The organism is Stenotrophomonas maltophilia (genome assembly GCF_003970865.1).
GTDB lineage: Bacteria > Pseudomonadota > Gammaproteobacteria > Xanthomonadales > Xanthomonadaceae > Stenotrophomonas > Stenotrophomonas maltophilia_AR.
Map to the genome: position 1 here is coordinate 20,397 of NZ_RXLZ01000038.1, position 20,124 is coordinate 40,520.

Genomic DNA, 20,124 nt, shown 5'->3' on the forward strand with positions numbered 1-20,124 from the left:
ACCCGATGATCCGCGACACTTCCGCACAGGACCAGATCGTTTCCTCCGCCCCGGCCGGCACCACCCGCGCCAACTGGCAGCGCTACCGCTGGCCGGTACTGGGCGCCGTCGTGCTGCTCGCCGGCATCGGCTGGGCCGTGCACGCCTGGTCCAACGCCAGCCGCTCCTTCGACAGCAGCCGCGTGCGCATCGCCGAAGTGAAGCGCGGCGATCTGGTCCGCGACATCGCCGCCGACGGCCGCGTGATCGCCGCCAACAGCCCGATCCTGTACGCCATCTCGGCCGGCACCGTGGACCTGAAGGTGGTTGCCGGCGACGTGGTCAAGAAGGACCAGGAGCTGGCGGTCATCGACAGCCCGGAACTGCGCAGCAAGCTGGCCCAGGAGCAGGCCACCCTGGCCGGCCTGGAAGCCGAGGCCAGCCGCGCCGCGCTGGACGCCACCCTGGCACGCGCCAAGTCGCGCAAGGAAACCGACCAGGCCACCATCGAGCGGCAGGCCGCCGACCGCGACCTGCAGCGCTACCAGCGCGGTTACGACGGCGGTGCAGTACCGCAGATCGATCTGGCCAAGGCCAAGGACTCGCTGAAGAAGGCCGACATCACCCTGGCCAACGCCACCACCGACGCACGCCTGCAGAGCCAGGGTGCCGACCTGGATGCCCGCAACAAGCGCCTGCTGGCCGACCGCCAGAAGGCCGTGGTGGCTGAAGTGCAGCGCCAGGTCGATGCACTGACCCTGCGTGCACCGTTCGATGGCCAGGTCGGCCAGGTACAGGCCGTCCAGTCCACCAACCTGGCCGCCAATGCGCCGGTGCTGGGCGTGGTCGACCTGTCCAAGTTCGTGGTCGAGATCAAGGTGCCGGAAAGCTTCGCCCGTGACCTGGCCATCGGCATGCCCGCACAGCTGACCGGCGGCAACGGCCAGCCGTTCCCGGGCGAGATCAGCGCGGTGTCGCCGGAAGTGGTCAACGGCGAAGTCAATGCCCGCGTGCGCTTCGCCAGCGCGCAGCCGGAAGGCCTGCGCCAGAGCCAGCGGATGTCGGTGCGCGTGCTGCTCGATACCCGCAAGGACGTGCTGAAGGTCGAGCGCGGTCCGTTCGTCGAACAGGGCAACGGCGTGGCCTACGTGATGGATGGCCGTACCGCGGTGCGGCGTCCGGTGGAACTGGGCGTCAGCAGCCTGGGCGAAGTGGAAATCAAGTCGGGCGTGCAGCCGGGCGACCGCATCGTGGTCTCCGGCAGCGACCTGTTCAAGGACGCCGAACGCGTCTCCGTCAATTGATACCTGATACCTGAATCCTGGAGAGAGGACACCCCATGTACATGCTCGAAATGCGTTCGGTCGCCAAGGTCTTCCGCACCGAACAGGTAGAAACCCACGCACTGCGCTCACTGGAACTGCAGGTCAAGGAAGGTGAGTTCGTCGCCGTCACCGGACCGTCCGGCTCCGGCAAGACCACCTTCCTCAACATCGCCGGCCTGCTGGAAACCTTCACCAGCGGCACCTACATGCTGGACGGCCAGGATGTGAGCACGCTGGGCGACGACGCCCGCAGCCGCCTGCGCAACCAGAAGATCGGTTTCATCTTCCAGGGCTTCAACCTGATCCCCGACCTGAACCTGTTCGACAACGTCGACGTGCCGTTGCGCTATCGGAAGATGAGCGCCAACGAGCGCCGCGAACGCATCGAGAAGGCGCTGAGCCAGGTCGGCCTCGGCTCGCGCATGAAGCATTATCCGAATGAACTGTCGGGTGGCCAGCAGCAGCGCGCGGCCATCGCGCGTGCGCTGGCAGGCAGCCCGCGCCTGCTGCTGGCCGACGAACCAACCGGCAACCTAGACACGCAGATGGCCCGCGGCGTGATGGAGCTGCTGGAAGAGATCAACGCTGCCGGCACCACCATCGTGATGGTCACCCACGATCCGGAACTGGCCGCGCGCGCGCAGCGCAACGTGCACATCGTCGATGGTCAGGTGACCGACCTGGTCCGCGAGCCGGTGCTGGCCACCCCGCCGCGCCACATCGTCGCCGTCAACGAGTGAGGGCCCGACCATGTTCGCCTACTACGCCCGACTGGCGGTGCGCAGCTTCCGCCGCAACAAGATACTGACCGCGCTGATGGTGGTTGCCATCGCGCTCGGCATCGGCGCCTCCATGACCACGCTGACCGTGTTCCACGTGTTGTCCGGCGACCCGATTCCTGGCAAGAGCGACCGCCTGTTCTACGTGCAGCTCGACGCCGCGACCGGCGCCTATGTCGCCGGCGAAGAGCCGGAAACCCAGCTGACCCGCTTCGACGGTGAAGCCCTGCTGCGCGAAGCCAAGGGCGAGCGCCAGGCGCTGATGAGCGGCGGCGGCGGCACCATCGAACCGGACAACAGCACCCTCAAGCCCTTCAGCATCGACACCCGCTGGACCTCGGCCGACTTCTTCCCGATGTTCGAGGTGCCCATGCAGTATGGCCGCCCCTGGACGCGCGAGGACGATGAAGGCCGCGCACGCGTGGTGGTCATCTCCAAGGCGCTCAACGACAAGCTGTACCAGGGTGCCAACAGCGTGGGCCGCGACCTGCGCATGGAAGGCCAGAGTTACCGCATCGTCGGCGTGATGAAGGATTGGAGCCCGGAGCCGCACTTCTACGACCTGACCACGGGCAGCTACGGCAAGAACGAAGACCTGCTGCTGCCGATCTCCACCTCGTTCGACCTGAAGCTCGGCAACAACGGCAACATGAACTGCTTCGGCGAAAACCCCGACGGCAACAGCTACTCGCTCAACGCACCGTGCGCGTGGCTGCAGTACTGGGTGGAAATGGACCCGGCCAAGGCCGGCGACTACCGCCGCTACCTGGAGAACTATTCGACCCAGCAGCGCGAGGCCGGCCGCTTCAAGCATCCGCCGAACGTGCGCCTGCGCACCGTGATGGAATGGCTGGACTTCAATGGTGCGGTGCCCAGCGACGTGCGCCTGCAGCTGTGGCTGGCGCTGGGCTTCCTGGGTGTCTGCCTGGTCAACACGGTAGGCCTGCTGTTGGCCAAGTTCCTGCGCCGCAGCGGTGAGATCGGCGTGCGCCGTGCACTCGGTGCCAGCCGCGGCCAGATCTTCCTGCAGTGCCTGGTGGAGGCCGGTGCGGTCGGCGTGGTCGGTGGCGTGCTGGGTATCGGCCTGGCCCTGCTTGGCCTGTTCGCGGTGCGCCAGCAACCGGTGGAATACGCAAAGCTGGCCCACTTGGACGGCAACATGCTGCTGCTCGCACTGGGCCTGACCCTGCTCGCCAGCCTTGCTGCCGGTTTCCTGCCCGCCTGGCGCGCCATGCAGGTCACCCCGGCCATCCAGCTCAAGTCGCAGTAAGCACCCGAACGAGGACTCCCATGGACATCCGCCCCATCCTCAGCACGCTGCGCCGGCACAAGACTGCCGCTGCCCTGATCGTGCTGGAAGTCGCACTGACCTGCGCCATCGTCTGCAACGCGCTGTTCCTGGTCAGCCAGCGCGTGGACAAGATCAGCATGCCCAGCGGTATCGCAGAGAGCGAACTGGTGATGCTGCGCGTCAGTGGCATCGGCAAGCAGACCGATGCCATGGCCCGCACCCGCGAGGACCTGGCGTCGCTGCGCGCGATTCCCGGCGTCAGCAACGTCACCATCATCAACCAGGTCCCCTTCCGCAACGGCTCCTCCAGCAGCAGCATCTCGCGTGTGATCGACCAGGAACGGCCGACCACCAACGCCTCGATGTACACCCTGTCCGAGAACGGGCTGGCCACGATGGGCATCAACCTGATCGCAGGCCGCGATTTCCTGCCCGACGAGTATCAGAACTTCGAAGACGCCAGCAAGGGCGGCGCCAAGCAGAACGCGATTCCGATCATCCTCACCCAGGCCACCGCCGCCAAGATGGAACCCAACGGCAGTGCGCTGGGCAAGACCTTCTACATGGGCAAGCAGCCGCTGCATGTGGTCGGCATCGTCGACACGCTCAGCACCCCCAATGGCTGGAATGACAACTGGACCAACTCGATGCTGCTGCCCATGCGGCGCACCTTCGACGAAGGTGGCACGTATGTGCTGCGCACTTCGCCCGAACGCCGCCAGGAGGTGCTCGATGCTGGTGCCGCCGCGCTGGAGCGCAACGACCCCAACCGCCTGATGCGCGACAAGCTGACCTATGAAGACCAGCGCAAGGACTTCTTCAAGAACGACCGCGCGATGGTCGGCCTGCTGATCACCGTCAGCATCTCGCTGCTGGTGGTTACTGCGCTGGGCATCATCGGCCTGGCCAGCTTCTGGGTGCAGCAGCGCAGCAAGCAGATCGGCATCCGCCGTGCGCTGGGCGCGACCCGTGGGCAGATCCTGCGCTACTTCCAGACCGAGAACTTCCTGCTGGCCTCGCTGGGCATCGTGCTGGGCATGCTGGCGGCCTACGCGATCAACCTGGCCCTGATGAACCTGTACGAGCTGCCGCGCATGCCGCTGTACTACCTGCCGCTGGGTGCGCTGCTGCTGTGGGTACTGGGCCAGATCGCGGTGTTCGGTCCGGCACGGCGTGCGGCGGCGGTACCGCCTGCGGTCGCCACGCGGAGCGCGTGAGATGCGTGCCTGTGCGATGTGCCTGATGCTGCTCCTGCCACTGCCGGCGCTGGCCGGCGGTGGCAGCGCGCAGACACTGGAATGGCGCCAGGATGCCGCGCGGCTGTCGCTGCGCTCGACGGAGGGCCAGGTGCGCGTGGAGGCCGCCAGCCCGGAAGTGCGCTTCGGCGTGCGTAGTGGCGATCGCATCCTCCGCGTGGACGACACGGCGGTTCGCCGGGTTGAACATCTGGCCGAAGCACTGCGCCATTCCCACGCGGCCACCGCCTATCTGTTGCTGCGCCGCGACAAGCGCGAACTGACGGTGGCGGTCGACGCTGCAGCCTGGCGCCAGGCGCTGGAGGTGCCGCCGCCACCTGCGCCGCCACCGCCCCCGGCGCCTCCCCGGCGCTGAGCGAGGGCCGTTCCTGCACAGCCACGGGTTTGGCTATGCTTGATGGGTGGCGCCGGGCTCTCCCGGTGCGTGGACACGAACGGCTCCAACGGCGCCGCCCATCCCTTTCTGCAGAACCGCTTGATGCCTGCGATCCTGATCATCGACGACAACGCCAGCGTGGGTACCGCGCTGGACGTGCTGTTCTCCCTGCACGACATCGACACCCTGCAGGCGCAGAGTCCGTCCGAAGGGCTGGCCCTGCTCGAGTCGCAGCCGGTCGACCTGGTGATCCAGGACATGAACTTCAGCGAGGACACCACCTCCGGCGAAGAAGGCGAGGCCCTGTTCGCGCAGATCCGCGCACGCCATCCCGATCTGCCGGTGATCCTGCTGACCGCCTGGACCCACCTCAGCAGCGCGGTGGACCTGGTCAAGGCCGGTGCGGCCGACTACCTGGCCAAGCCCTGGGACGACCGCAAGCTGATGACCACGGTCAACAACCTGCTGGAACTGTCCGAGGCGCGCCGCGAACTGGACCGGCGCCGCAGCCGTGAACTGCGCCAGCGCAACGCGCTGGAAGAGAAGTACGACCTGTGCGGCGCGGTCTTCGCCGACCCCGCCAGCGAGCGCGTCATCGCCCTCGCCTGCCAGGTCGCACGCTCGGAACTGCCGGTACTGATCACCGGCGCGAACGGTGCCGGCAAGGAAAAGATCGCGCAGATCATCCAGGCCAATTCCCTGGTGGCCAAGGGCCCATTCGTGGCGGTCAACTGCGGCGCGTTGCCCTCGGAACTGATCGAAGCGGAACTGTTCGGTGCCGAGGCCGGTGCGTATACCGGCGCCAGCAAGGCGCGCGAAGGCAAGTTCGAGGCCGCCGATGGTGGCACCCTGTTCCTGGATGAGATCGGCAACCTGTCGCTGGGCGGGCAGATGAAGCTGCTGCGCGTGCTGGAAACCGGCCGCTTTGAGCGCCTGGGTTCCAACCGCGAGCGCCAGGTCAAGGTCCGCGTGGTCAGCGCGACCAATGCCGACCTACCGGCGATGATCCGCGACGGCACCTTCCGCGAAGACCTCTATTACCGCCTCAACACGGTGGAACTGGTGCTGCCGCCGCTGGCCGAACGCCCGGGCGACATCGTGCCGCTGGCCGAGCGCTTCCTGACCGCTGGCAAGCCCCTGTCCAGCGCCGCCACCGCCGCCCTGCAGCGACACCCGTGGCCAGGCAACGTGCGCGAGCTGCGAAACGTGATCCAGCGCGCCGAACTGCTGGCCACCGGCAACCGCATCGAAGTGGCCGATCTCAACCTGCCGCGTGCAGCGGCCGCACCGCGCCCGGCCCCCAGTGCCGGCAATGACCCCGACCGCGCACGCATCGAGGACGTACTGGCGCGCAACCATGGCGTCATCGCCCAGGCCGCCGCCGAACTCGGCCTGAGCCGCCAGGCGCTGTACCGGCGCATGGACCGCCACGGTATCCCGCGCGAATGAAACGGCGCTCGTTCACTTTCCGCCTGTTCCTGCGCCTGCTGCCAGTGTTGGCACTGGCTGCGGCACTGCCGTGGCTGCTGGCCTACTGGATGGACCATGGTTGGGTGGTGACCACGGTGTCGGCGTTGATCCTGCTGTCGCTGATGTGGTGGACCCTGCGCCGGGCAACCGCCCCGGTGCGGTCACTGATGCGGGCCCTGGCGGGCACCACCAGCAGCTATCGCGACGGCGAATACAACTTCGGCGTGCACTGGCCCGGCAATGACGAACTCGGCGACCTGGTGCAGGCACACCGCGAACTGGGTGATGTACTGCGTGAGCAGCGGCAGGGCCTGGTGCAACGCGAACTGCTGCTGGACACGATGGTGCAGAACACGCCGGTGGCGATGCTGCTGATCGCCTCGGGCGGTGATGGCATTGCCCGCGTGGTGTTCTCCAATCTGGCCGCGCGCAAGCTGCTGCATGGCGGCTGGAAGCTGGAAGGCCAGCGCCTGGAGGACGTGCTGGAACAGGTGCCGGTGGAATTGCGCGATGCCATCGCCCGTGGCGGTGACAGCCTGTTCGCGGTGCATGCCGAGGGCGAGGACGGCGATGAGGATGACGAGCAGGTCTACCACCTCTCGCGCCGCGCCTTCCAGCTCAACGGTCGTCCGCACGATCTGCTGCTGGTGCGTCTGCTGACCGCCGAGCTGCGCCGCCAGGAAGTTCAGACCTGGAAGAAGGTGATCCGGGTGATCAGCCACGAACTGAACAACTCGCTGGCACCGATTGCCTCGCTGGCCCACTCCGGCGGTGTACTGGTGCAGCGTGAGCGCTTTGACCGGCTGCCCGAGATCTTTACCACCATCGAGGATCGCGCACGCCACCTGGAAGGCTTCATCCGCGGCTATGCGCGCTTCGCCAAGCTGCCGCAGCCGCAGTTGCAGACCGTGCACTGGGCCCCCTTCCTGTCCAGCCTGCGCCAGCAGATCCCGTTCACCATGGAGCGCGAGCCGGACGAGGAACTGAGCAGCCGCATCGACATCGCCCAGTTCGGGCAGGCGCTGCTGAACCTGTTGAAGAACGCGCACGAAGCCTGCGCCGAAGCAGAGCCGCCGAACGATGACGTACAAGTGCAACTCACGCGGTTGCCGCAGTGGCTGCGCCTGGACGTACTGGATCGCGGCAAGGGCATGAACGAGCAGGTGCTGCAGAATGCGCTGATGCCGTTCTATTCGACCAAGCGCAATGGCACCGGGCTGGGCTTGGCCTTGACCCGCGAGATCGTGGAAGCGCATGGCGGCCGGGTATCACTGCAGAACCGCGGCGATGGCGGGTTGTGCGTGTCGATTCTGTTGCCGGTGGGTTGAGCGGGTAGATCCACGCCATGCGTGGATGTGCCGACCAAGGTCGGCACCTACCAGACTTGCCGCATCGCCACCCGCAGATGCATTGGAAACCCCAGCGCAGCCTCTTCGGCCATGACTGCGCGCAGGCCGTCATTCCACTGCGCCTCGGGCACTACCTCGAACCCTTCACTGGCATAGAAGGCCGCATTCCACGGTACATCGGACAACGTGGTCAGCACCGCGGCTGCATAGCCGTCCATCCTCGCCTGCGCCAGCGCATAGCGCAGCAATGCACGGCCGTGGCCGCGACGCGCGTGCGCGGGATCCACGTCCATCTGCAACACATGGAATTCACCGCAAAGCTCACCGGCCAGCAGGTAACCCGCGATACCACCGTCAGCCGCATCCACCACCCACAGCTGCTCGCGCTCAAGGCCATCCTGCAGCGTCGGCAGGTCCAGGCCATGCCCGGCAAATACCGGGTAGGCCTGGTGATCCTTCAGCAGTTCACCGGCACGTTGTTCAATTGCCGGCAGCATGCCCAGTTCGTCGGCATGCGGAATGCGTGGCTCAGGACTTCTTGAGCGGGCGCTTCCAGCCATCGATGGTTTCCTGTCGTGCACGTGCCAGTGTCAGCTTGCCATCCGGGGCGTTGCGGGTGATGACCGAACCGGCAGCGATGGTGGCGCCCTCACCGATCAGCACTGGTGCCACCAATGCGCTGTTGGAGCCGATGAAGGCGTTGTCGCCGATGGTGGTGGTCGACTTGTTCACGCCGTCGTAGTTGCAGGTTATGGTGCCGGCACCGATGTTCACCTTGCTGCCGATCACCGCGTCGCCCAGGTAGGTCAGGTGGTTTGCCTTGCTGCCAACACCAAGGGTGACCTTCTTGGTCTCGACGAAGTTGCCGACATGCACGCCGTCGGCGAGCACGGTCCCCGGGCGCAGCCGCGCGAACGGCCCCACCAGCGCAGCACCTTCGGTGACCACGCCTTCCAGGTCACAATGCGCGCGCACTTCGGTGCCCGGGCCAAGATTGACGTCCTTCAGCCGGTTGAACGGGCCCACGGTGACGCCGTCGCCGAGCACGATGTTGCCTTCCAGAACGACGTCGACATCGATCAGCACGTCGCTGCCCACAGTGACGGTGCCACGGATATCCAGTCGTGCCGGGTCACGCACGCGCGCGCCCTGCGCGCACAGGGCCCGAACCGCGCGGCGCTGCCAGGCACGCTCCAGCTGCGAAAGCTGCCAGGGATCGTTCGCCCCTTCGGCTTCCTGCGCGTCGGTCACCAGCGCCATCTCGGCCGGGGTGTACTCGTGCGCGGCAAAGGCGAACACGTCGGTCAGGTAGTACTCGCCCTGCGCGTTGCTGTTGGACAGCTGCGACAGCCAGCGCCGCAGCGCGGTCGACTCGGCGGCAATGATGCCGGTGTTGATCGTGCGCACACGCAGCTGGTCGTCGGTAGCGTCCTTCTGTTCGACGATCGAGCCGACCTTGCCTTCGGCATCGCGCAGCACGCGGCCATAGCCGGTCGGGTCATCGACATCGGCGACCAGCACCGCCAGGCGACCCGGCTGTGCCAGCAGGTCGCGCAGGGTCTGCGCGCGGATCAGCGGCACGTCGCCGTACAGCACAAGCACCTGCGCGGCGTCAGGCACCTGCGGCATCGCCTGGGCCACCGCATGGCCGGTGCCCAGCTGCTGCGCCTGTTCAGCCCATTGCAGGTCGGGCTGGTCGGCGAAGTGCTGGCGCACCGCTTCACCACCATGGCCGTAGACCACGTGGATCGCCGAGGGCTGCAGTTCGCGGGCCGCATCGATCACATGCGCCAGCATCGGCTGGCCGGCGATCGGCTGCAGCACCTTCGGCAGCACCGACTTCATGCGCTTGCCCGCGCCAGCGGCGAGGATGATGACGTGCAGGGGTTGGGTCATGGAAACGGCAGTCCGTGGTTCGTTGCCGATGATTCTAGAGCGTGGGCCGTTAACATGTGCATCCCACCTCCTTCACCACACTGATGGGCCTCGTCCGCCAGGGAAGCACCTATCTCATCATCGGGCTCGTGCAGCTGCTGCTCGACTGGCTGGTGTTCGTCGCCGCGACCGCGCTGGGCCTGCCGGTGGTGCCTGCCAACATTGCCGGTCGCCTGGCCGGGATGCTGCTGGGCTTCTGGCTCAACGGCCGTTACACCTTTGCCAACGCAGGTGACGCGCGCCTTGGCTGGCGTCGATTTTCACGTTTCCTGGGAATCTGGGCCGTACTTACCACTGCCAGCACGGTGCTGGTCGCTTTGACCAGCCGCCACCTTGGATTGGATTGGGCCTGGCTGGCCAAGCCGCTGATCGAAGGTGGGATCGCCTTGATCTCCTTCCTGCTGCTGCGCCATGTGGTCTTCCGCTGAGACCTTCAGCCTGCACCACCCGTCGCGAATCGCTTCGGCAGCCCATCCCGCCACAGCTGCAGCGGGCTGTACCCAAGTTCCACGCGATGCCGCCCCGCAGGCACGCACACCGCGTGAAAGAGCCCGTTGGCACGCATCAGCGGCAACGACGCTCCGCCATCCAACCGGGCCTGCCAACCCTGGGCGGTCACCTCATTGATCACCAGCCACGCCGGATGCTCGGCGTCCACGTCAAGGGCGATCCTTCCGGGCTGATAGGCCTGCGAGAGCACCTTCAGCCGGCCCGCCTCACGTTCAGGGCAGTCCGTCTGCTGCCCGGTGGGCAGCCAGACCACCTGGCTGAAGTCCGTCTGGTTGAACTCAGCGGCCGGTGGCAGGCGTTCAATGTGCCGCTGCACCCGTTGCGGGTTGAGCGTACGCGGCAGCACACTCCCGCGCAGCGCCAACTGCACGTCGCTGCCCTGGTCATGAGACCCTGCAAACGGCTCCGGTGACAGCAGCCAGCGGACCCCCAGCAGGTCGTACACGGGGGCGTCCATGTCTGGCGCCCAAGGGGTCGTCGCCTTCTGCTGGAAGGCAGCCACGGGCTCCGTCGGCATGCCGACCATCTGCTGGTAGTCACTGGACAGCAACGGGTTGTAGCCATTGGCCAGTGGAATCGCGTGCACGGCCGCGCCATTGGTCAGCACGCCGATGCCGAAAACGATGGCGCGCTCGGGCAGGCGGCCTGCATGCCGCTCGGCAGCGAGCAGCGTATAGGCCCGCTGCGTGGCGCCATTGCGCTCGGCCGTCATTACCGGCGGACGGGCACCCGATGTATTGAAACGTGCTCCCACGTTGAACAGCAGCATGTCGAACACGACCAGTGCGATCAGCCAGTGCATCGGAGCCGGGTGCTGGCGCAGCAGCTGTACTGCGGCAATGCCGATGCCGGCACTGGCCGCCAACCACGCGAAGGCGTCCAGATGCCCGTGGCTCACGGCCAGCCAGGAGGCAACGGACACGAGGACAACGACCACCCCCAACGACACCCGGTGCGGGCGCAGTGCGCGCTTCTCCAACGCAATCTGCAACGCCTGTGCCCCCAGCCAGGCCGCTGCCGGTACCGCAAGGAACAGCGCATCGGAGGGCCGCCGGAACAGATCAAGACCCGGCAACCCGCTGAAGAGCCACGCGAACAGCGGAGTGACGTCACCCAGGGCGACCAGCGTCGTCAACAGCAGTACACCGAGCGCCAAACAGGTGGCGCGTCGCTGCCTGTGCACAACGCTGCCGCCCCAGGCCAGCCACAGCGCCAGTGGCACCGCGCCGAAATAGAGGTAGTCCGTGCTGATGTCGCCGAAGGACCAGCTCGTCCCACGTACCTGCGAGAACACATTTCCCGAAAGCAGTGTCACCAGTCCCTGCCAGTGCATCGCACCGGCCAGCGCCGTCTCCAGGGTCATGCCATCACGATTGGTGTCACCCAGCCAGGCCAATGTGGAAAGCCACTGGGGGGCGCTTACTGCGGCGGCGATCAGGGCGACCGCAGACAGCTGCAATGTGAGGCGGAGTCGCTTGCCCCTTGCCCAAAGCACTGCACCTACGGCGTACACGGCACACGCCAGGATGATGAAATAGGTCACCTGGGTCAGCTGCAGCGCACACAGGCCTCCTGCAAGTCCCGCCAGCAGCACGTCACGCGCGCAGCCCTGGTTCCGAACATTCGACAGGCCCAGCCAGATCCAGGGAAGCAGGCTGTAGCTGACGATCATCGGCGTGTGCTGCAGGCGGGAGGCTGCCACCGCACCGAACATCAGCACCATCGCAAAGAACCACTGTGCGGGTGCAGAAAGACCGAATGAACGCGCCAGGCGCAGCGCGCCGAAGCCACCCGCCAGCACATGCAGCAGCACCACCACGGTGAACAGATGCAACGACGCCGGCGCCAGCAGCATCGGCAGGACCATGGTCGGCTGCAGCGTCATCATCTGCGGATCGGCGATCTGCGGATAGCCACCGAACAGGTAGGGATTCCACCAAGGGGCCTGCAGGTTCCGAAGCTGCTCGGCACTGAAACTGACCGCCGGGAAGAACTGCTGCACGGTGTCGTACGGAATGACCTTGGTACCGATCAGCCACGGCAGGCACAGCAGCAGCCAGCTTGCCACCCACAGCGTTTCAGGCCGGGCCCATCGGGAGCGGGCTGCATCCGTGGCGCCGATGCTCGTGGTCGATGCGTACTGCATTCCGTGCATGCCTCCCTTCTCCTCAACGAAAATCGCCGGCACTGAGCCGGCGATCTTCCATCACTACCGGCATTGCTGCCGATGGTTCCCGAGCACGTGTCAGTGCTTGAGGTTCTTGCGCAGGCGCTCCAGCGCCTGCAGCTGGACGACAGCTTCAGCCAGCTTCTGCTGGGCTTCAGCCACTTCCATCGCCTCGCCGCGGTTGGCCAGGATGCGCTCGGCTTCTTCCTTGGCCTTGCGGACCGAGGCTTCGTCGATGTCCTGCGCGCGGATCGCGGTGTCGGCCAGCACGGTCACCACCTGCGGCTGCACTTCCAGGATGCCGCCGGAAATGGCGAAATCCAGCTGCTCGCCGTTCGGCGTGGTCACCACCACCTTGCCCGGCTTCAGGCGGGTGATCAGCGGCGCGTGCTTGGGCGCGATGCCCAGTTCGCCCAGCTCACCGGTAGCCACGACCAGGGTCGCTTCGCCACGGAAGATTTCCTGCTCGGCGCTGACGATGTCGCAACGGATCGTGCTCATGCAAATCTCTTCGCTGTTCGCGGCGGCGCAATGCCACCGTGGGAGTCCACCGGCGCGGGCGGTTGCCCGGCGCCGGCGTCAGGTCGGGCAGGATCGCTCCCGCCCGTCCCGGATCAGGCCTTCTCGGCCATCTTCTTGGCCTTCTCGACCGCTTCTTCGATGCCGCCGACCATGTAGAACGCCTGCTCCGGCAGGTGGTCGTACTCGCCATCGACGATGGCCTTGAAGCCACGGATGGTGTCCTTCAGCGGCACGTACTTGCCCGGCGAACCGGTGAACACTTCGGCCACGTGGAACGGCTGGCTGAAGAAGCGCTCGATCTTACGGGCGCGCGACACGGCCTGCTTGTCCTCTTCGGACAGTTCGTCCATGCCCAGGATCGCGATGATGTCCTTCAGTTCCTTGTACTTCTGCAAGGTCTGCTGGACGCGCTGGGCGGTGTCGTAGTGCTCGTGGCCGATGACCAGCGGGTCCATCTGGCGGCTGGTGGAGTCCAGCGGATCGACGGCCGGGTAGATACCCAGCGAGGCGATCGAACGCGACAGGGTGACGGTCGAGTCCAGGTGGGCGAAGGTGGTCGCCGGCGACGGGTCGGTCAGGTCATCCGCGGGAACGTAGACGGCCTGGATCGAGGTGATCGAACCGTTCTTGGTCGAGGTGATGCGCTCCTGCAGGACGCCCATTTCCTCGGCCAGGGTCGGCTGGTAACCCACGGCGGACGGCATACGGCCCAGCAGTGCCGACACTTCGGTACCGGCCAGGGTGTAGCGGTAGATGTTGTCGACGAACAGCAGGACGTCCTTACCCTTGCCGTTTTCGTCCTTCTCGTCGCGGAAGTACTCGGCCATGGTCAGGCCGGTCAGGGCGACGCGCAGACGGTTGCCCGGCGGCTCGTTCATCTGGCCGTACACCATCGCCACCTTGTCGAGGACGTTGGAGTCCTTCATTTCGTGGTAGAAGTCGTTGCCCTCACGGGTACGCTCACCCACGCCGGCGAACACGGACAGACCGCTGTGCGCCTTGGCGATGTTGTTGATCAGTTCCATCATGTTGACGGTCTTGCCGACGCCGGCGCCGCCGAACAGGCCGACCTTGCCGCCCTTGGCGAACGGGCACATCAGGTCGATGACCTTGATGCCGGTTTCCAGCAGCTCGGTGGCCGGGGACTGGTCTTCGTACGACGGGGCCGCACGGTGGATTTCCCAGCTGTCGCTGGCGGCCACCGGGCCGGCTTCGTCGATCGGACGGCCCAGCACGTCCATGATGCGGCCCAGGGTGCCAGCGCCGACCGGCACGGAAATGCCGCGGTCGGTGTTGGTGGCCACCAGGTTGCGCTTCAGGCCGTCGGTGGAACCGAGGGCGATGGTACGCACCACGCCGTCGCCCAGCTGCTGCTGGACTTCGAGGGTGATTTCGGTGTTGTCGACCTTCAGTGCGTCATACACCTTCGGCACCGACTCACGCGGGAATTCGACGTCGACGACCGCGCCGATGATCTGAACGATCTTGCCCTGACTCATTGCTGCATCCTCTAAATGTGTGCTTTGAACGAACGCGGTCAGACTGCTGCCGCGCCGCCGACGATTTCGGAGATTTCCTGGGTGATCGCTGCCTGGCGTGCCTTGTTGTAGACCAGCTGCAGCTCACCGATCAGCTTGTTGGCGTTGTCGCTCGCCGCCTTCATCGCGACCATGCGTGCGGCATGTTCGGAGGCAACGTTTTCCAGCAGCGCCTGGTACACCAGCGACTCGATGTAACGCGTCATCACGTGCTCGAGCACGGTCGCGGCATCGGGTTCGTACAGGTAATCCCAGTCGTGGTGAGCGACCTGCTTCTCAGCCGGCGGCAGCGGCAGCAGCTGATCGAAGCTGGCCCTCTGCGTCATGGTGTTCACGAAGCGGTTGTAGACCAGGTACACGCGGTCGACCTTGCCTTCGGTGAAGGCGTCGAGCATGACCTTGATCACACCGATCAGCGACTCCAGCTTCGGCACGTCGCCGATGTGGGTCACGCTGCCGACCATGTTGACCTTCACGCGGCGGAAGAAGGTCGATGCCTTCTGGCCGATGGTCACCAGGTCCACTTCCGCACCCTTGTCCTGCCATGCCTTGGCTTCGCCCAGCATCTTGCGGAACAGGTTGTTGTTCAGGCCGCCGGCCAGGCCGCGATCGGAGGAGATCACGATGAAACCGACCCGCTTGACCTGCTCGCGCTCGACCAGGAACGGATGCTGGTAGTCGGTGCTGGCCTGGGCCAGGTGACCGATCACCTGCTTCATCGCCTGCGCGTACGGACGCGAGGTCTTCATCCGATCCTGCGCCTTGCGGATCTTGGAGGCCGAGACCATTTCCAGGGCGCGCGTCACCTTGCGGGTGTTCTGCACGCTCTTGATCTTGGTTTTGATTTCGCGTCCGCTTGCCATCTCTTGTTTCCCGTGGCGCGGGGCTGATGCCCCGCGTTGTTCAACCGTTTGTCATCTGGTCCAGCGGAGCCAGCGGCTCCGCTCTACAGGACCGCGATTACCAGCTGCCGGTGGTCTTGAACTCGGCGATGCCCTTCTTGAAGGCACCTTCGATATCGTTGTCCCAACCGCCAGTGGCGTTGACCTTGCTGATCAGCTCGCCCTGGGTGTTGGCGAAGTGGGCGTGCAGGCCTTCTTCGAACGCCAGCAGCTTGTTGACCGGCACGTCGTCGAGGTAACCCTCGTTGACGGCGTAGATCGACAGCGCCTGGTTGGCGATCGACATCGGCGCGTACTGCTTCTGCTTCATCAGCTCGGTGACGCGCTGGCCACGCTCCAGCTGCTTGCGGGTCGCTTCGTCCAGGTCCGAGGCGAACTGCGCGAACGCAGCCAGCTCGCGGTACTGGGCCAGCGAGATGCGGATGCCGCCCGACAGCTTCTTGATGATCTTGGTCTGGGCCGAGCCACCGACGCGCGACACCGAGATACCGGCGTTCACGGCCGGGCGGATGCCGGCGTTGAACAGGTCGGTTTCCAGGAAGATCTGGCCGTCGGTGATCGAGATCACGTTGGTCGGAACGAAGGCGGACACGTCGCCGGCCTGGGTTTCGATGATCGGCAGCGCGGTCAGCGAACCGGTCTTGCCGGTGACCTTGCCTTCGGTGAACTTCTCGACGTATTCCTCGGACACGCGGGCAGCGCGCTCGAGCAGACGGGAGTGCAGGTAGAACACGTCACCCGGGTAGGCTTCACGGCCCGGCGGGCGCTTCAGCAGCAGCGAGATCTGGCGGTAGGCGACGGCCTGCTTGGACAGATCGTCGTACACGATCAGCGCGTCTTCGCCGCGGTCCATGAAGTACTCACCCATGGTGCAGCCCGAGTAGGCGCTGATGTACTGCATGGCAGCCGATTCGGAAGCGGTCGCGGCCACCACGATGGTGTGGGCCAGCGCACCGTTCTCTTCCAGCTTGCGCACGATGTTGGCGATGGTCGAAGCCTTCTGGCCGATCGCAACGTACACGCACTTGATGCCGGTGCCCTTCTGGTTGATCACCGCATCGATCGCCATCGCGGTCTTGCCGGTCTGGCGGTCACCGATGATCAGCTCGCGCTGGCCACGGCCGATCGGGATCATCGAGTCGACCGACTTGTAACCGGTCTGCACCGGCTGGTCGACCGACTTGCGCCAGATCACGCCCGGAGCAACGCGCTCCACCGGAGCGGTCAGGTCGGTGCCCAGCGGGCCCTTGCCGTCGATCGGCTCGCCCAGCGCGTTCACGACGCGGCCCAGCAGTTCCGGACCCACCGGCACTTCCAGGATGCGGCCGGTGGTCTTGGCGACGTCGCCTTCGCGCAGGTTTTCGTAGTCACCCAGGACCACGGCGCCGACCGAGTCGCGCTCCAGGTTCAGGGCCAGGGCGAAGGTGTTGTTCGGCAGTTCGATCATTTCGCCCTGCATCACGTCGGCCAGACCGAAGATGCGCACGATGCCGTCGGACACGCTGGTCACGGTGCCTTCGTTGCGCGATTCCGCGGCCAGCTTGACCTTCTCGATGCGGTTCTTGATCAGTTCGCTGATTTCGGAGGGGTTGAGCGTGGTTGCCATCGTCAAGTCCTAGTGCCGGCAGCGGGGCCGGACGTTAAATGAATTCAGTTAGCGAGCGCGGTCTGCAGACGGGCCAGCTTGCCCTTCAGCGAACCATCGATGACCACGTCGCCGGCGTCGATCACGGCGCCGCCGATCAGCGAAGCATCGACCGCGGTGGTCACGTCGACCTCGCGGTTGAAGCGCTTGCGCAGCGCAACCTTGATCGCGTCCAGCTCTCCGGCCGACAGCTCGGAAGCCGAGGTCACGGTGGCCTTGACCACGTGCTCGGCTTCAGCGCGCAGGGCGTCGAACATGCCGGAGATTTCCGGCAGCAGCGGCAGACGATGCGATTCGGCCAGGATGGCCAGGAAGCGCGAGTAGGTCTCGCCGTGGGACACCGGCGCCAGCAGGGCGACGGCGTCGTCACGACCCAGCTCCGGGTTGGCGAGCAGGGCCGCCACGCGCGGATCGGCGGCGACGTGGGCGGAGAACGCCAGGGCGTCCGACCACGGCGCGAACGCGCCTTCGTCGCGCGCGGTCGCGAACGCGGCGCGGGCGTACGGGCGGGCAAGCGTGAGGGCCTGGCTCATCCTTAGATCTCCGAGGCCAGCTCGTCGAGCAGCGCCTTGTGGGCGTTGGCGTCGATTTCGCGCTTGAGCAGCTTTTCGGCACCGGTCACGGCCAGCGCGGACACCTGCTTGCGCAGATCTTCACGGGCACGGTTGGCGGCGGCGTCGATTTCAGCCTGGGCCAGTTCCTTCTGACGGGTGGCTTCGGTGATCGCTTCGTTACGGGCAGCATCAACGATCTGGTTGGCACGTGCGTGGGCCTGATCGATGATCTCGTTGGCCTTGGTGCGTGCTTCCTTCAGCGCTTCGTTGACCTTCTCCTGCGCCTGGGCCAGATCTTTCTGGCTGCGGTCAGCAGCAGCGAGGCCTTCAGCAATCTTCTGCTGGCGCTCTTCGATCGCGTTCATCAGCGGCGGCCAGATCTTGGTCGCGATGATCCAGATCAGACCAGCGAAGGCGAGCGCCTGCGCAAGAAGGGTGAAATTGATATTCATGGTTAGCTCGATCGCTGGTTTCGGGGTGGACGTGCCGCCGAAGCGGCACATCCGGCCTTCATCCGAAACCGGGTGCATCAGCACCCGGTCGTCTCAAACCGCTGTATCAGCCGGCCAGAGCCTTGGTGACGGCGCCAGCAAAGGCAGCCGACAGCGGGTTGGCGAAGGCCAGCAGCAGGCCGACGGCGACCGAGATGATGAACGCGGCGTCGATCAGGCCGGCGGTGATGAACATGCGGACCTGCAGGACCGGGATCAGTTCCGGCTGGCGGGCGGCCGACTCCAGGAACTTACCAGCCATGATGGCCAGACCCAGACCGGCGCCCAGCGCGGCCAGGCCGATCATGATGCCGACGGCAAGGGCGGTGGAGCTCTGAATCTGCGCGAAGTTGGTCAGGACGGCGAAGTACATGGTTATCTCCAGGAACTTAAGTTGCTAAGGGTGATGAAACGGATGAAGGTTGAAACGCGTTGAAGCTTGAAACTCAGTGAGCGTCTTCCGACAGGCTCAGGTACACGATCGACAGCATCATGAAGATGAAGGCCTGCAGCGGGATCACCAGCAGGTGGAACAGCATCCAGCCGAGGCCGAACACACCACCGGCAATGGCACCGAAGAAACCGGCACCACCCAGCACCCAGATCAGCAGGAACACGATTTCGCCGCCGAACATGTTGCCGAACAGTCGCATCGCCAGCGAGATCGGCTTGCTCAGCCACTCGACGATGTTGAGGATCAGGTTGAACGGCATCATCCACTTGCCGAACGGCGCCGTCAGGAATTCCTTGATGAAGCCGCCCAGGCCCTTGGACTTGAGCGCGAAGAACAGCATCAGGAAGAACACGCTGATGGCCATGCCCAGGGTGGCGTTGACGTCAGCGGTCGGGACCGGCTTCCAGTAGTGCACGCCCACCCATTCCAGCGGCTTGGCGATGAAATCGGCCGGGATCATCTTCAGCAGATTCATCAACAGGATCCAGAAGAAGATCGTGATGGCGATCGGCGTGACCAGCTTGCTCTTGCCGTGGTAGGTGTCCTTGGCCTGGCGGTCGACGAACTCCAGGCAGATCTCGACGAAGGCCTGCCACTTGCCCGGCACGCCGGCGGTGGCCTTGCGGGTCCCCAGCCAGAACGCGACCACGATCACCAGGCCCATCAGGACCGCGGTGAGGAAGGTATCGACGTGGATATGCCAGAACATACCCTCACCCTTGCCGACCGGCGCGGTCAGGTTGTGCAGGTGATGCTGGATGTAGCTGGTAGGGGTTAGAGCCTCGCCCGCCATGTGTCCGGAACCTTCAGTTAATTGAATTCTGTCAACGCCTGGCCATGGCCAGGACCTGGAACATCAAGCCGACGGCAATACCGGCCAACAGCGCCAATGCAGGCAGCTTGAAGACCAGGAACCCCACCAGCAGGACGCCGAAAACCACCATCCACTTGGCCACGATCGCAATGATCAGACGTGCCATCGCCGATCCTGCGGCCAGTGCTCCACCGCCCAGTGCCATCCGCGCCGCCACCCAGCCACCGGCCGAAATGGCCACACCGGACGCCAGCGCGCCGAGGGCATATTTCGGACCTACCAGCAGGAAGGCCAGGGCCAGGACAGCCACTGCGGCCAGCGGGTAGACCGCGGCGCGCAGCATCAGTCGCCGACCCGCATCAACGGAGTTCAGCACAGGACGTCCCGCGTGGTTGCAAGTGGAGGGCTGAGGCGACTACAGCAGGGGGGCCTCATCGAGCCGCCAAATTATAGCAATGGGACAATTTGCGAGACAACCGCTCCCTGTTCATCCCGGGAGGCCGCAAGTTGCGGTAACGGTTACATTTTTGCGTGCCACCCAGGGGACAATGACGTCCGTATGATGTTGCAGCGCAGTATTGAACTTTGGTCGCAGGCCGCGGAACTTTCGCCGGATGCGCCGGTCCGATCTTTCGACCTGCCTGCAGCAACCTCGTCGACGCTCCGCCCCGCAGGTCCCACGATGGCCCCGAAGCCCGGCTCCGGGGCCATCTTTTTTGCATCGTCGCGACAGCACTGAACCGTACACATGCCATGGACCATACGTT

At 65.5% G+C, this 20,124-nt stretch carries 20 protein-coding genes; 8 read left to right on the plus strand and 12 right to left on the minus strand.

The window, feature by feature from the left end:
• Positions 1-5 precede the first annotated feature (5 nt).
• The 7 genes from EKL94_RS13640 (at position 6) to EKL94_RS13670 (ending at position 7,804) form a co-directional block, all read left to right on the plus strand.
• Entirely contained in the window at positions 6-1,283 is a 1,278-nt protein-coding gene (locus tag EKL94_RS13640) for an efflux RND transporter periplasmic adaptor subunit (RefSeq protein WP_126929491.1), read from the plus strand.
• A 35-nt stretch (positions 1,284-1,318) separates the two neighbouring features.
• Positions 1,319-2,044, plus strand: coding sequence for an ABC transporter ATP-binding protein (locus EKL94_RS13645; protein WP_032129038.1), 726 nt, complete (start codon positions 1,319-1,321; stop codon positions 2,042-2,044).
• Between the two features lie 10 nt (positions 2,045-2,054).
• Positions 2,055-3,353 (plus strand): ABC transporter permease, encoded by a 1,299-nt coding sequence (locus tag EKL94_RS13650; protein WP_126929492.1) that lies wholly within the window; start codon positions 2,055-2,057, stop codon positions 3,351-3,353.
• Between the two features lie 20 nt (positions 3,354-3,373).
• Positions 3,374-4,591, plus strand: coding sequence for an ABC transporter permease (locus tag EKL94_RS13655; RefSeq protein ID WP_126929493.1), 1,218 nt, complete (start codon positions 3,374-3,376; stop codon positions 4,589-4,591).
• A 16-nt stretch (positions 4,592-4,607) separates the two neighbouring features.
• A complete protein-coding gene (locus tag EKL94_RS13660) occupies positions 4,608-4,985 on the plus strand; it encodes a PDZ domain-containing protein (RefSeq protein WP_185830034.1) in 378 nt (125 codons plus the stop codon).
• Positions 4,986-5,108: 123 nt separating this feature from the next.
• Positions 5,109-6,455 (plus strand): sigma-54-dependent transcriptional regulator, encoded by a 1,347-nt coding sequence (locus EKL94_RS13665; protein WP_126929495.1) that lies wholly within the window; start codon positions 5,109-5,111, stop codon positions 6,453-6,455.
• On the plus strand, positions 6,452-7,804 hold the full coding sequence (locus EKL94_RS13670) for a sensor histidine kinase (protein WP_010481333.1): 1,353 nt from the start codon (positions 6,452-6,454) through the stop codon (positions 7,802-7,804). The genes EKL94_RS13665 and EKL94_RS13670 overlap by 4 nt, the downstream gene beginning before the upstream one ends.
• 47 nt (positions 7,805-7,851) lie before the next feature.
• Here the strand turns inward: EKL94_RS13670 and EKL94_RS13675 are convergent, their stop codons facing one another.
• A complete protein-coding gene (locus tag EKL94_RS13675; RefSeq protein ID WP_126929496.1) occupies positions 7,852-8,385 on the minus strand; it encodes a GNAT family N-acetyltransferase in 534 nt (177 codons plus the stop codon).
• Positions 8,354-9,721 (minus strand): bifunctional UDP-N-acetylglucosamine diphosphorylase/glucosamine-1-phosphate N-acetyltransferase GlmU, encoded by a 1,368-nt coding sequence (gene glmU / locus EKL94_RS13680; protein WP_126929497.1) that lies wholly within the window; start codon positions 9,719-9,721, stop codon positions 8,354-8,356. Before glmU ends, EKL94_RS13675 begins: the two co-directional genes overlap by 32 nt.
• Positions 9,722-9,804: 83 nt before the next feature.
• On the opposite strand from glmU, the gene EKL94_RS13685 reads away from it, so the two are divergent.
• Positions 9,805-10,188, plus strand: a complete 384-nt coding sequence (locus EKL94_RS13685) for a GtrA family protein (protein WP_126929498.1) — start codon at positions 9,805-9,807, stop codon at positions 10,186-10,188.
• A 5-nt stretch (positions 10,189-10,193) separates the two neighbouring features.
• Here the strand turns inward: EKL94_RS13685 and EKL94_RS13690 are convergent, their stop codons facing one another.
• The 10 genes from EKL94_RS13690 to EKL94_RS13735 form a co-directional block, all read right to left on the minus strand.
• Positions 10,194-12,338: a putative glycosyltransferase family protein gene (locus EKL94_RS13690; protein WP_260473428.1), complete on the minus strand. Its 2,145-nt coding sequence runs from the start codon at positions 12,336-12,338 to the stop codon at positions 10,194-10,196.
• A 177-nt stretch (positions 12,339-12,515) separates the two neighbouring features.
• A complete protein-coding gene (locus EKL94_RS13695; RefSeq protein ID WP_005419509.1) occupies positions 12,516-12,938 on the minus strand; it encodes a F0F1 ATP synthase subunit epsilon in 423 nt (140 codons plus the stop codon).
• A gap of 113 nt (positions 12,939-13,051) precedes the next feature.
• On the minus strand, positions 13,052-14,458 hold the full coding sequence (gene atpD / locus EKL94_RS13700) for a F0F1 ATP synthase subunit beta (protein ID WP_032129045.1): 1,407 nt from the start codon (positions 14,456-14,458) through the stop codon (positions 13,052-13,054).
• A gap of 38 nt (positions 14,459-14,496) precedes the next feature.
• The gene (gene atpG, locus EKL94_RS13705; RefSeq protein WP_126929499.1) at positions 14,497-15,360 is read right to left on the minus strand and encodes a F0F1 ATP synthase subunit gamma; all 864 of its coding nucleotides are present in this window, start codon (positions 15,358-15,360) and stop codon (positions 14,497-14,499) included.
• A gap of 97 nt (positions 15,361-15,457) precedes the next feature.
• Complete coding sequence (atpA, locus tag EKL94_RS13710) at positions 15,458-17,005, minus strand: F0F1 ATP synthase subunit alpha (RefSeq protein WP_014038567.1); 1,548 nt, start codon at positions 17,003-17,005, stop codon at positions 15,458-15,460.
• 44 nt (positions 17,006-17,049) lie between these two features.
• Entirely contained in the window at positions 17,050-17,577 is a 528-nt protein-coding gene (locus EKL94_RS13715) for a F0F1 ATP synthase subunit delta (protein WP_032129048.1), read from the minus strand.
• A 2-nt stretch (positions 17,578-17,579) separates the two neighbouring features.
• Positions 17,580-18,050, minus strand: a complete 471-nt coding sequence (locus EKL94_RS13720; protein ID WP_005419512.1) for a F0F1 ATP synthase subunit B — start codon at positions 18,048-18,050, stop codon at positions 17,580-17,582.
• A 106-nt stretch (positions 18,051-18,156) separates the two neighbouring features.
• Positions 18,157-18,462, minus strand: coding sequence for a F0F1 ATP synthase subunit C (gene atpE / locus EKL94_RS13725; RefSeq protein ID WP_005411133.1), 306 nt, complete (start codon positions 18,460-18,462; stop codon positions 18,157-18,159).
• Positions 18,463-18,535: 73 nt separating this feature from the next.
• On the minus strand, positions 18,536-19,336 hold the full coding sequence (gene atpB, locus EKL94_RS13730) for a F0F1 ATP synthase subunit A (protein ID WP_010481316.1): 801 nt from the start codon (positions 19,334-19,336) through the stop codon (positions 18,536-18,538).
• A gap of 31 nt (positions 19,337-19,367) precedes the next feature.
• A complete protein-coding gene (locus EKL94_RS13735) occupies positions 19,368-19,733 on the minus strand; it encodes a hypothetical protein (protein WP_185830033.1) in 366 nt (121 codons plus the stop codon).
• Positions 19,734-20,124 lie beyond the last annotated feature (391 nt).